Raw genomic sequence first — 13,306 nt, forward strand, 5'->3', positions numbered from 1 at the left:
TTTTTGAGTTTAATAATAATTTACAATTTTTAAAAAATGTAGCTTAACTTACACTGGAAAATTCAGGGGGATATCCAATGTGATTGTGTTATATTATTAAACTACTGTTGTGAGTTCCTTTCAATTTGGTATATTTATCAAAGTAATTACAACAATATTGAATTTATCATTTACCCACTTCTCGTTGTGAGTTCCTTTCAATTTGGTATATTTATCAAAGTAATTACAACTTATTTCGATATTCGTATAATGCTCTTTGAGTTGTGAGTTCCTTTCAATTTGGTATATTTATCAAAGTAATTACAACACAAACATATATATTATTATAGCTGTAGCTGTTGTGAGTTCCTTTCAATTTGGTATATTTATCAAAGTAATTACAACATAGGAAAGCGATCTTCTATGTACATTCGTGTTGTGAGTTCCTTTCAATTTGGTATATTTATCAAAGTAATTACAACACGGCAACTCGCAACCAAACAAGCGATTATGTTGTGAGTTCCTTTCAATTTGGTATATTTATCAAAGTAATTACAACACGAGTATTTGCAACGTCGAATTAATATCAGTTGTGAGTTCCTTTCAATTTGGTATATTTATCAAAGTAATTACAACTTATTTCGATATTCGTATAATGCTCTTTGAGTTGTGAGTTCCTTTCAATTTGGTATATTTATCAAAGTAATTACAACGAGGAGAAGAATCTGATATTGCAAAAGCTTGTTGTGAGTTCCTTTCAATTTGGTATATTTATCAAAGTAATTACAACAAGCTAATTTCATTTCACCATCAACATTTCGTTGTGAGTTCCTTTCAATTTGGTATATTTATCAAAGTAATTACAACTCTTGAAAAGGTAATTCATTATAAAGTATTGTTGTGAGTTCCTTTCAATTTGGTATATTTATCAAAGTAATTACAACCCACTTAAAAAGTTTGTGACTTTTGAATCTGTTGTGAGTTCCTTTCAATTTGGTATATTTATCAAAGTAATTACAACACGACGCAATGAAAAAAGAATCAGTTGGTGGTTGTGAGTTCCTTTCAATTTGGTATATTTATCAAAGTAATTACAACTAAAATTACCTTATGGCACTTTACATTATAGTTGTGAGTTCCTTTCAATTTGGTATATTTATCAAAGTAATTACAACAAAAGAGACCAAGACAATAAGACCCATTATGTTGTGAGTTCCTTTCAATTTGGTATATTTATCAAAGTAATTACAACAGTGATGATTGGATAGAAGTAGATATTCAGGTTGTGAGTTCCTTTCAATTTGGTATATTTATCAAAGTAATTACAACGTAGTACTAAGTTTATAACAAAGGCTACTTGTTGTGAGTTCCTTTCAATTTGGTATATTTATCAAAGTAATTACAACTTCTAGGTGTTAAACTAATAATACCTATAAGTTGTGAGTTCCTTTCAATTTGGTATATTTATCAAAGTAATTACAACTTAAGCCATTTAGACATAAGAGGACTAGGAGTTGTGAGTTCCTTTCAATTTGGTATATTTATCAAAGTAATTACAACAATAATTAACTTTGCAATAGTATTAACAACGTTGAGAGTTCCTTTCAATTTGGTATATTTATCAAAGTAATTACAACATCAAGCAGGTATTTTTCAAATTAAAAACTGTTGTGAGTTCCTTTCAATTTGGTATATTTATCAAAGTAATTACAACCAATAGGATGCGGAAACTGCATAGAGTGCAGTTGTGAGTTCCTTTCAATTTGGTATATTTATCAAAGTAATTACAACGACACATACGCAGAAGTTGCAAGACTTAACGTTGTGAGTTCCTTTCAATTTGGTATATTTATCAAAGTAATTACAACGGTAGAAGTTAAAAATAGGACTTCCATCTAGTTGTGAGTTCCTTTCAATTTGGTATATTTATCAAAGTAATTACAACAAGCAGGTCGATTAAAAGGAATGTCAGACAGTTGTGAGTTCCTTTCAATTTGGTATATTTATCAAAGTAATTACAACTAGGATTATCTTTTAACCACTCTAAAATTAGTTGTGAGTTCCTTTCAATTTGGTATATTTATCAAAGTAATTACAACCCCACCCCAAACATCATCGCCTTTATATTTGTTGTGAGTTCCTTTCAATTTGGTATATTTATCAAAGTAATTACAACCAAGTTTTTCGTTAATAGATGTTAATTCAAGTTGTGAGTTCCTTTCAATTTGGTATATTTATCAAAGTAATTACAACATGCACTTACCTTATTTGATAATAAAGTATGTTGTGAGTTCCTTTCAATTTGGTATATTTATCAAAGTAATTACAACGCGCTTCGTCCTTCATCTACCCAATTAGCAGTTGTGAGTTCCTTTCAATTTGGTATATTTATCAAAGTAATTACAACTGAACAACTATGCTATGTCTTTTCCTCATTGTTGTGAGTTCCTTTCAATTTGGTATATTTATCAAAGTAATTACAACCAGAAATTGGACAATTAGACTTTAAAGCGAGTTGTGAGTTTCTTTCAATTTGGTATATTTATCAAAGTAATTACAACACCTTAATTCCAAAATTGTCTGTTTGTCTGGTTGTGAGTTTCTTTCAATTTGGTATATTTATCAAAGTAATTACAACTTTATCAATAACATTTTCATGATGATTATAGTTGTGAGTTTCTTTCAATTTGGTATATTTATCAAAGTAATTACAACCTCATTTTTATTATCCTTTGTTTTAAAGGGTTTGAGAAGAAAAGTAGAAATGAGAAAAAAAGTAAAAACCGATAGAATACATATTATTCTATCGGTTTTTTTATTTCTAAAACAATTCTAATTGTTGGGGTCCTGTGGGTAAATTAGTTTCTTTTTTTGAAAAGAAGATCTCCATTTGTCCAAATTGTTTATCGGTAATACAAATAATTCCTACTTTCCCATATTCAGGTAATTTAGATTTGACGCGTTTTATATGTACCTCAGCATTCTCTTTACTTGGGCAATGCCGCAAATAAATCGAAAACTGAAACATTGCAAAACCATCGTCAAGCAATTCTTTTCGAAATCTTGTTGCCTGACTTCGTTGTTTCTTTGTTTCGGTTGGTAAATCGAATAAAACTAAAACCCACATAATTCGATATGCATTATAACGACTAAAACTCATACCATTTCAGGAAAACGAATCATACGCTGCTCCCCTGTCATACACTTATACAACGAACTTGTTGTAGAACTTAGCGCAACCAACAAAGGTCGTTTTAGTCCATCCATCATCACATCTTTTGTTGCAATCGATAACAAATGCGCTTTGGCTTCTTTATTCATTTCTGTTGGTCGAAATGGTTTATTTATCCATTCTAATACCAACTCGTCAACATAAGGACGATAAGGCTCCATTATATCGTCAGCCAAACAATAGGGATTGTATTTATTACGGTGAAAAATTCCTATCGTTGGATTAAGACCACTACTCACCAATGCTCTTGCAACCATACTTCGAAGAATAGCATATCCAAAATTCAAAAAATTATTAGGCACATCTCCGTCACGTTCTCTTGTAAAATTATCAAACAGTTGTTTCCAATAATACTGCGCTGCAATCCCTTCCATATTCGTCGTATCTCCAGATTTTACATTGGTTAAATAATTTTGCATCGGCTCTTCTACAAATCCCAATTTACTTAGCAATGCTTTTTGCTGAAATATCTTTGCCTCTACAGTTTGTTTCCATAATTGTTTACGGAGAGGCTCCGAAATGTTGATTTGATGCTTTAAACGTTCGCTATGCAAAACATGACCACTCATTGGCAACATCAATCCCAAAGGCAAATGACTCTCATCACAACTAATAATGGCAACATTATTTTGTTGCAACGCAAGTATCAATTGATGACTCAACGTAATTTGATAATGATCCAATACCAAAAATCCCATATCCTCAACAGAAACAGAACCTTTGACTTCTTTTGTAATCGTATCCTCTATTTTCAGTTGATTATCCTTCAGCTTTAAATAGGACGGACTGCCAATGTAAATGGTGCGTTTTAGCATAGTTTAAATAAATGGATTAATTATTCTTATTTTTTTTTCAAATATTTGATTATGTTGCATATCTCTTGAATATAAAATTGAACAATCATTCAGGATTGCATCGGCAATTATAATCGAATCCTTAAGAGAAATTCTATATCGTTTCACAATAAAATAAGCTAAATTATAAGTCTCCATATAACAATAATTAGTTCTTATTATCCCTAAAGATTCTATTATAAGTTTCAAAGTTTCACGTTTATCCATTTTAGAAATTGTATGTATAATGTGTATAAATTCAATTAATACAAAATGCGATACTACTAGATTTTCATTCATAAATAAATCAATAGACTTATTTTTTAGTCCCAAATTATCATTCTGAAAAGCATAAACTAAAATATTTGTATCTATAGCTTTTTTACATTCTTCTTTTATAAAATAATTCTTCAAGTTTTGATGATTTAGAAATTAAATTACCTAATCTATCAAATTCTATTTTTTTAATCAAATCTTTCTCTTTCGTCAGTTCAATTTTATTCAATTGAGTATATTCAATTTTATTTACAATTACAGAAGATACAAAATGTGGTATTACATATAAGCGCCCTCCTGTAAAACTCACCACTTTGTAAACATCTTTACTATTTATATCTCCATCTTTAGGTATAACAACCAAATCATTTGGAGATAAGTGAAATAATAAACGATGTCCTTTATCATTGATTTCTGAAACTGGCGAAAGTCCTTGTTTTTGACGTTCTATCACTAAATTTAAAGGAATAGTATTGTAACTGCGTTTACCTGCTTTATCTTCATAAATTCCAAAAAATAAGTTTGTTCCCTTCGCTGCCTCAACAAACTTCTTTGTTTTATTGCCTGTTTCACCTAAAGGAAATTTACTTCCTTGTTCAAAAACGCGCACTTTAAGAATAGGTTGATGATTTTTACCTTCATTATAAAGAGAAATTGTTTTATTCATTTCTTCTATTCCTTCGGGAGAAAAAGCAACTTCAGGACTTCCTTTTGCCTTTAAATAATTCAATAATATTTTCTGAATTCCAGTATCGGTAATGGATTGAATTGTCTTTTCATTAAATGTTGTATCTAAAGATTTACGCGTAGCAGAAAGAATTTTACCTTTCGCAACCTTCACTCGGTCTAAATGTACTTGCCCAGAAACAGTTTCTTTATGCAATGGTTTTCTAACCGCCCAATTCATACCCTTTTGTTCTACAAAATCCTTTTTAGGCTTCCCATTTTTATCAAAACGCAAATTACCATTTTCGTCTTTATAACTTTCGTAATAGTTGGTTGCTTTATTAATAACACGTGTATTTTGTTTAAAACTCACTACAATATTTTCTAATGCATTTTTTGCTTCTATTGTAAATTGAGTCCAAGGTTTTAAGAAATCTTTTGGAACTTCACGAGTTATTTGTTCTCCTGTTTTTTGATCCTTATAGGTTACTTTTTCATAAACACGAAGCTTACGATTCAGATCATATCTTTTGGTTTCAGATTTTGCCGATTCATTATTTAATAAATTAACATGATCACGCGTTGCACAAGCAATTACCAAAGCATCCATAGCGTGATGTCTATGATCGATACGCTTTTTTGAAAAACCTTTTGATAATTCTATAGGAACCGTCGGAATTACTTTTCCATTTGTATTTGTTGAAGTAAAATCAGTAGAATTCGTTAACTCATTCATTCGCTCAAAACGTGGTAAAATCAATTCATTCCAAACGTCATTTAATCCCCAATCTTGTTTTAGGCGAGTCGTAATTTTACCATTTCCAGGTAATACATTAATTGAATTTATTCCATCATCTTTTGAATCTGGCGTAACATCACGCACAATATTAGACAGTAATTGACTGATATATTTGCTTATATAACGTGTATCATTCAGTTGACGTTCAATCATTTTTTCTGGAATATCTTCCATCAACAATTTATTACGTTTTGTTCTGTTCTTACTATAATTTTGCTTCACAAAATCCTCATAATCTTGCACTTCAAGAATTTTTACGGTTTTCCCATTTCCTAACGGAACAACTTCTCCGTGATATGCTTTAATGAAGGCTAAACCTATTCGATTGTCTTTTAATTTATTTACAGCCGATTCACAAATAATTTTATTACTCAAACTGTCGTCAAAAAACAAACTTTGCGGGATAATATGCTCGATTTCATATTCGTGGCTAAATAATTTGTTCAGCGGAATCATTTGACCTGTATAAGGTGAACGATAACGTTGCTCTAACCATAATTTATAGCGTTTTAAATCTGAGCTTGAAGGTTGTGCTGTTTTACTTATTTTTAAAATATCTTCCTCTATATTTTCTTCGGCATTTAAAACACCTTCTTCGTAGATTTTTAAAATATCCTGTTGCATCGGCGAATATGGGCGCACATTTTCTACAGTTGCATCCAAGGCTAACTCCGCCAACAATGCTTTAATACGCAAATTGGTATTTTCATTTTCGGTAACTACATTAGTTAAGCGTTTACGTTCATCAGCAGTATTTTTCATTTCACGACCTAATTCAATATGAATTTCTGAAAAGAAATCTTGTGCACCTTTTCCGTATTCTTGCCAAATATCTTTTACAACACGCAAGGTTTCAGTAATAACTTGCTCTACAATAGGATTACGAAGCGAATGCTGTTTAAATTCTTTTAGATAATTTTCTAAATCAGAAACAGAATTCCATTTTCCTGTAATTTCAGCCTCCGAATGACGACCATACGCTACATACTGAGCCAACCAAAGCGGGAGATTTTGAAAATTATTTTCTGTTGTTAAATTAAACTGTTCTGCCTTTTCGCGAACTCTATTTTTAATTTTTTCGTCATATTCTCCAGTTATGATTTTATAAATTCTTTCTTTTGAAATGTTGTCAATAGCATCATAATTCCATTGATTTCCAAATCGCATCAAAGGCAATAATTTCTTAATAGCTTTTTCAGAAAAACTTCCATAATCTGATTTAAACGGTGGAAATTTCTTAAACGATTCTACAAAACTTGCTTCGTCTAATTGATGTTTTAGTGCAAACTTTGCTAAAGCTTTTTCATATTCAATTTTGTCATTTACAGAATAGATAATATGCCACAAAGCCATTTCATTTTCAAACGAAAGAAAATCATTTGGAACATCTTCTACTTTATCTAACTTGGATTGAATTAAATATCTCGTTTCATTCATCGGATATTTTTTATCCTGAACATAATTCCATCGGTATTTTTCCGCTTCTCCTTTTGGAAGTTTGTTTTTGTTGCTTTTTTGTTTCAATAAAAAATCGATAACATGCTTCTGCTCAACTTCCTTTTTACTATTTAAGAAATCAAATAATGCCTCTTTATCTTCTACAGAAGTAATAAATTCAGTAGTAACTTTTGTATCATCTTCATTTCTATAAATTTCTAAATTTTGCAACCATTGCAAGAGACGAAATTCTTGATAATATGGATTCGATTTCGAAATGACTTTTATAGAAAAAACAACACCTTCTTTGGAGATACGTTTTTCTAACGTACAATTAGAAATAGAAGATTTTTGACTTCTTAAAGGACGTTGATAAAAGATGATATCATTTAAAAACAAATGAACAAAATCTTTAGATTCCAACATTTGCTGGTGCTGTTCGTTGTGTTTGTATAATTCACGTACACAATCTTGCAACAATTCTTCGTTTTGTAATTCTGAATGAAACTCTTGTTGTTTTCTAAGAATTTGATTGAGCTCCTCTTTATAAAACTTACGTTCAATCGTACGAACTAACTTTCCTTTAATTTTTTGTTTTGGATTGAGCAATAGATTTTCGTAAATGTAAGTTCCAACTGTTTTATTGGAATTATCAATATCTTGCTCTGTTTTTGATTTTATTGCAATCCAATCTTTTTCAGAATCAACAGCTTTATATGTCCTTTTTATATCACCATTCTTTAAGCATGATTCTGTTACAATGAATTCTTTTGTTTTTCCTACCCAATCTTCGGTTTTTACAATTTGTCTATCATATTTCCAACCATTATCGAAATAAACATCATGTAATATATTTCCCTTGATTTTTTCGCCAGAATCAACAACCTTATCAACTTTTAATTTTACAAATAATTTATCTTTTTCTTCTGCAAAATCTTCACCTCTTAATTGATAATAACCACGTTTTTGATTAAAGTTTAGAATTAACCATGCCAATTCTTCCTTTTCAATCTTTTGCGATAAGGCTTTCTTACGCAAGTAATAAATCGTCCAATCGTAAGGAACCAAACAATTATTTCCGTTTTTGTCTTTTAAAAATTCAGGTTGATTGCTTTTAAAATCTTCCAACATTTCAAGAAAAGACTTTTTAAAGAGAAAATCACCATTCTTATATGGAAGTTTAGGTTCGGCATGATTGATAAACTTTCCAAATCGCTTGGTAAAATCAATTTCATTAGCATAATGCCTTGGTAAAAAACCTAAAATATTTAAAGTGCGATGTAAACGTTCACGACGAAGTAAATGGCGTTCGCGCAAACGACGAACACCACGATAACCTGTACGTTCCGCTGTTTGAGAAATAGAATTCCCTCTACCAAATTCGCCTAAAATATCTTGCGACATAGGTATAATACGAGATCCCATACCAAGTATTTCGCCTTGTTTATTTTCAAAATCTTGCTGTACTAACGCCCAACCAATGGAGTTGGTTCCTAAATCGAGTCCAAGTATAGTTTTAGTCATAAGTTTTTATTTTGCCTATTAAATTACATAAAAAATATTTTATGTAATTACGGTTTCACGTAATTATATATTAATATTTTATTTTTATATTTGTCTTATTGAAAGGAACTCACAATAAGGATTATTCCGTTGTGAAAACATTTAGCGCCTCACCTATCTGTGGGGCTTTTTTATGTCCAAATGCTTCACGAACTCTATTAAAAGCAATATAATCTTGTGAGCTAAAACATTTAGCACCTCGCCTATCTTCGGGGCTTTTTTTATTTCTTATTATGTAAAAACAAAAAACCTCTCTAAAATCGCATTTAAAGAGGTCATTTTTATACTTTTTTTGTACCTAAAATTAGTGTTGCGCAACAGTTGCCGCTGTTAGCTGTAGCCTTTTATTTCAGTTTCAATTTCATCATTATGTCGGTCTGCTCATCATTTCCCAGTTTGAAAATATGTTTGTCAAAAACTACAAAGCCGTTTTTTTCATAAAATCTTATTGCTCTTGGATTTTGTTCCCATACTCCCAACCAAACATATTCAGAATCTTTCTGTTCAGCAACTTCGATTGCTTTATTATATAGTAATTGACCAACATTTTTTCCATGAAATTCTTTTGAAACATAGATTCTCTCAATTTCAAGTGCTTTATTGTCTTTCAATTCGGTTTGGGATTCTCCAAAATTGACTTTTAGATAACCGATTACTTCATTATCAATCTTTGCAAAGTAAAACTCAGAATTTTCATTGTTTACTTCTTTTGTCAATTTTTCGAGTGAGAAACCTTCTTCTAAATAAGATTTCATGTTTTCCTCGGAATTTGAATCTGCAAATGTTTCTTTGAAAGTTTGTCGCCCAATTCTTTGTAATTCCGTTATATTGCTTATTGTTATTTTTATAATTTCTATTGGATTCATTTTAAATTGTTTTTAATAATTATTTTCTATATTCCATTCATAGTTTAGCCAATCGTTGTTTTCTTTGGCACCTAATCTTTCGTAAAAAATTTTGCCTCCTTCGTTCCATGGTGCAACTGTCCATTTTATTACTTGACAATTATTTTTTATTGCTTCTTCTTTTATAAAATACATTAGCTTTTCACCAATTTTCTGACCTCTATAATTTTCATCCACATACAATTCTTTCATATAAATTGCAGGTCTGTTTTGTGCAGTAAATGGTAAAAAATAGTACACTAAAATTCCCGCAATTTTGTTGTTACATTCAGCAACTATACAATGAAAGTCTGGTGGATTTTTATGAAAACCACTTTGTTTTACTATTTCAGGAGTGATTGTAAAACTGTTAATGTATTTTTCAAAAACAGCTAATTCTTTCATTAGTTTCCAAATATTTTCACTGTCTTTTTCTTCAGCCTTTCTTATTATATCCATATAGTTTTAATTTTTTCTCAAAGTTCTGAATATGAAGAAAGAAAAAATTATACAAATGATAAAAAATGGAAACTATTTTATATTTGTTCTAATACGGCTTAAGCTTACCTGTGTTATTCCTAAATATGAAGCGATGTGTCCAAGTTGGACTCTTTGTATTAAATCTGGATAATTTTTTAAAAGCTCGTTATATCTTTCTGTTGCCGTCCCGAATTGTCTTGAAATAAGTCTTTCTTCGGCTTTAATAAGTTCTTGTTCCGCGAATTTTCTGCCCCAGTTAGCAATTTCTATACTTTCATTGAAAAGATTTTGAAGGTTTTCGGTGTTTAGCTCGTAAAGTTCACAATCTTCCAACAGTTCAATATTTTCATATCCTTTTTGATTGGCAATGTAGCTTTTCAAGGAAGCAATTGTATCTCCTTCTTTTCCAAACGAAAAAGTAATTTCGTTGTCATCAATTGTAGAAAAAGTACGAGCTATACCTTTTTTGATAAAATAGATATTTTTCTCAACCTTGTCTGCACGTATTATAATGAGATGTTTTGGAAAACTTACTTCAATAATATTTTCTTTAAGTACAAGTTTTGATTTGGCTGAAAGTGGATATATTTTATCAAGTATTTGGTCGATATTCATTTTGTTGACAATGCTGGTTTAAGGTTACAGATAACATCATTTTTTACGAAGTAAAATATAGTTGAGTTTCGTAATATTTACTCGCTAATATAATTATTTATTATCTTTTACTTTTTTTACAAACTCCTCGAAAGTATCAGATTTTTCATTTTCCCAATTCGTTGGTTCTATAAAATCATAAATACTTACTCTTAATCATTTTGTAATCTCCCTTTATTTACTGATAAGAGAGAAGATTATTTTTAAGTTGCTTTTGTTTTATAAATATGTAATTTTTCTAGAGAATTCTGCATCTCTTATTTTTTTATCATTTAGTAATTTGTAGCGAACTTTCTTAGTCCAGTTTCCATATTTATCATATTTGTATTCGAATATGTATTTATTATCTTTAACTAAGTCATTTTGTTCATTATATGTATATCTTTCATCAGGGATATTGAAATCTAATTTAATATCTTTATTGGAAACAATTAATTCATTATTAGTATTGAAAACTGCCGTAGAATAAGTGTTTGATTTATAATTATATATTGCTTTTTCATAACCATACTCTCCATTATTAATTACTAACATTATTGGATTACCGATTGAATCATTTTCGAAAGTTATTATTTCAAAAATTTTGTTATAATTATCCTTTTTAGTAATTTTTACGAGGTAATTTTTAATATCATATTCATAAAGTACCAAACTTCTTTCATTTCCATAAATTGGTATATTCTTTTCAGAATTAATACTTAGTTTAATACTATCATTTTTATATTTAATTGTAGATCTGTACTTCAAATTATTTTCAGAATCAAAACCTTCTTGTTTTATAATATAAAAATACTGATTAAGGTGATAAATATCTCTCTTCTTTTCAGAGCTATTTGAATTATAAAATATTGTTATTTCTTCAATTTTCTTTATTCCTTTTGAAGATCTAACATCGAATTTATCATTGTAATGAATTGCACTGTAAATATTTTGAGCTTTAACATTAAATGATAATATATATAAAAAAATGAAAAATATGTATTGCATATACTTAAACTTTCTAAAACTCATTATAGTGTTAAAATTAGTTCTTAGGCTTTATATAAATAGCCTTTCTACCAGTTGTTTCTTCTGAACTGACCAACTCATCGTTTTTTAAGTTCCTCATAACACCAGCGATAGCAACAGAAGTTATATCTTTTGGTACTAATTTCAACCGAAGTAACTCCTCTTTTATTTCAGCAACAGTTTTACCTTTATTAAGAAAGTTTGTATTTACTATATGCTCTCTAATTTTTGATGTCAATTTTAAAGATTCTATCCTATCTTTTGGTAATTCATTTAGAGGTTTAAGAGGGATTTTAAAGTCTAATAAAGTTTCTAATGGGTACTGAACGGCTTTTGCATATTCAACGTAATAATCTATATTGGTAGTTATACCTTTTTCAATACTATTGATTGTGTTTTCTGTTATAGTTGTTAATATAGAAATATCTTTTCTGGTATAGTTTAATTCTATACGCCTATTTAATAAAGACTTACCTAACTTTTCTCTATAAGCAGGTGAAACTAATCTATCTTTTCTATTATTATTACTCAACTCTAATGTTATTTTAAATTAATTAGATATAAATTTGCATGTAACAAAATATTTATCTATATTTGACTATAATTAATTAAGCGACAGTTATTAAACTCGAGTCTTGTTATCGAAAACGGCTAATTTAAGATGACGCAAGACCAATAGGGTTGTCGCTACCTCATATTTTGTATATTTGCATTCTATGGGGTGGTTTTCTCTATCGGATATTTCGTCAAAGGTTCTTAGCCGTACCTCGATTTAAATTGAAGATAGGAAATCGCCCCTCTTCATATCTCGACTCGTTCCATAAAACCCAACACAAAATGAGAACGAAACAATTTCCATTCATCCGTAAAAAACCACCAGATAAAGTCTGTTTGTTTTAACCATTCTTTTAAAGAACAATATTCCGTATTTATAACATTTTTAAAACACGGATCGTAAAGCAAAGGGCAATCCTTTCTTTACACGCTCTCTATCAGAGCCTCGGTAAGGAGACTTTGACAGCTAGGTTATACTCTTTTTTTTCGCACATTAAAAGTAAACCCTTTATTGCCATTTTCCAAATTTATTGGGGCTACTACCTGATTTAAGTTGTAAGTAATGAGTTATAAGTAATGAGTTAAATGTATAATGTACAGATTAGATGTTAGATATGAGAATTGAGATTTTAGAGTTGTACTATGTAAAAAGTAGAATGTATTATGTATTTGAAAAAGGATTAAAAAAATGTCATATGATTTGGAGGCGAGTGTCAAAAAGTTGAAGAGAATGGTTAAAATGTTTTACTGTTTGCGTAGCAAATGATTTAAAACATTGAATGGCTGAAACTTATTTTGACCGTCGAAAATCAAAGACAAGTCTTTTTTCGTTAGTTTTTTTGACGAAAAAAAGTGACAAAAGATTTCTTGAAATGACAGAATATTAGAGAAATTATGTGTTAAAAAGTGTTAAATTCCTGTATCGGTGTATATCGAAAAT

Annotated in this window: 9 protein-coding genes and 1 CRISPR repeat array; all 9 genes read right to left on the minus strand. The window is 29.6% G+C overall.

The window, feature by feature from the left end; genetic code table 11:
- Positions 1-106 precede the first annotated feature (106 nt).
- A CRISPR array of direct repeats spans positions 107-2,694; the repeat unit is 47 nt; unit sequence GTTGTGAGTTCCTTTCAATTTGGTATATTTATCAAAGTAATTACAAC.
- Between the two features lie 106 nt (positions 2,695-2,800).
- Positions 2,801-3,139 (minus strand): CRISPR-associated endonuclease Cas2, encoded by a 339-nt coding sequence (gene cas2, locus HXZ69_RS07080; protein WP_038330675.1) that lies wholly within the window; start codon positions 3,137-3,139, stop codon positions 2,801-2,803.
- The gene (gene cas1 / locus HXZ69_RS07085; protein WP_038330673.1) at positions 3,136-4,026 is read right to left on the minus strand and encodes a type II CRISPR-associated endonuclease Cas1; all 891 of its coding nucleotides are present in this window, start codon (positions 4,024-4,026) and stop codon (positions 3,136-3,138) included. Before cas1 ends, cas2 begins: the two co-directional genes overlap by 4 nt.
- A 3-nt stretch (positions 4,027-4,029) precedes the next feature.
- A complete protein-coding gene (locus HXZ69_RS07090; protein WP_286495473.1) occupies positions 4,030-4,458 on the minus strand; it encodes a PIN domain-containing protein in 429 nt (142 codons plus the stop codon).
- Positions 4,427-8,746 (minus strand): type II CRISPR RNA-guided endonuclease Cas9, encoded by a 4,320-nt coding sequence (gene cas9 / locus HXZ69_RS07095; protein ID WP_286495474.1) that lies wholly within the window; start codon positions 8,744-8,746, stop codon positions 4,427-4,429. Before cas9 ends, HXZ69_RS07090 begins: the two co-directional genes overlap by 32 nt.
- Positions 8,747-9,129: 383 nt before the next feature.
- A complete protein-coding gene (locus HXZ69_RS07100; protein WP_286495475.1) occupies positions 9,130-9,651 on the minus strand; it encodes a GNAT family N-acetyltransferase in 522 nt (173 codons plus the stop codon).
- Positions 9,652-9,663: 12 nt separating this feature from the next.
- Positions 9,664-10,128, minus strand: coding sequence for a GNAT family N-acetyltransferase (locus HXZ69_RS07105; RefSeq protein WP_286495476.1), 465 nt, complete (start codon positions 10,126-10,128; stop codon positions 9,664-9,666).
- 72 nt (positions 10,129-10,200) lie between these two features.
- A complete protein-coding gene (locus HXZ69_RS07110) occupies positions 10,201-10,764 on the minus strand; it encodes a Crp/Fnr family transcriptional regulator (protein WP_286495477.1) in 564 nt (187 codons plus the stop codon).
- A 258-nt stretch (positions 10,765-11,022) separates the two neighbouring features.
- Positions 11,023-11,790 (minus strand): hypothetical protein, encoded by a 768-nt coding sequence (locus HXZ69_RS07115; RefSeq protein ID WP_286495478.1) that lies wholly within the window; start codon positions 11,788-11,790, stop codon positions 11,023-11,025.
- Between the two features lie 37 nt (positions 11,791-11,827).
- A complete protein-coding gene (locus HXZ69_RS07120) occupies positions 11,828-12,343 on the minus strand; it encodes a hypothetical protein (RefSeq protein WP_286495479.1) in 516 nt (171 codons plus the stop codon).
- Positions 12,344-13,306 lie beyond the last annotated feature (963 nt).

This window comes from Empedobacter sp. R132-2 (assembly GCF_030324375.1).
Classification (GTDB): Bacteria; Bacteroidota; Bacteroidia; order Flavobacteriales; family Weeksellaceae; genus Empedobacter; species Empedobacter falsenii_B.

Bases quoted from the DNA above. Each gene is read 5' to 3' on its own strand.
- HXZ69_RS07105 (WP_286495476.1), bottom strand. From the start codon at position 10,128: ATGGATATAATAAGAAAGGCTGAAGAAAAAGACAGTGAAAATATTTGG.
- HXZ69_RS07110 (WP_286495477.1), bottom strand. From the start codon at position 10,764: ATGAATATCGACCAAATACTTGATAAAATATATCCACTTTCAGCCAAA.
- cas1 (WP_038330673.1), bottom strand. From the start codon at position 4,026: ATGCTAAAACGCACCATTTACATTGGCAGTCCGTCCTATTTAAAGCTG.
- HXZ69_RS07115 (WP_286495478.1), bottom strand. From the start codon at position 11,790: ATGCAATACATATTTTTCATTTTTTTATATATATTATCATTTAATGTT.
- cas9 (WP_286495474.1), bottom strand. From the start codon at position 8,746: ATGACTAAAACTATACTTGGACTCGATTTAGGAACCAACTCCATTGGT.
- HXZ69_RS07100 (WP_286495475.1), bottom strand. From the start codon at position 9,651: ATGAATCCAATAGAAATTATAAAAATAACAATAAGCAATATAACGGAA.
- cas2 (WP_038330675.1), bottom strand. From the start codon at position 3,139: ATGAGTTTTAGTCGTTATAATGCATATCGAATTATGTGGGTTTTAGTT.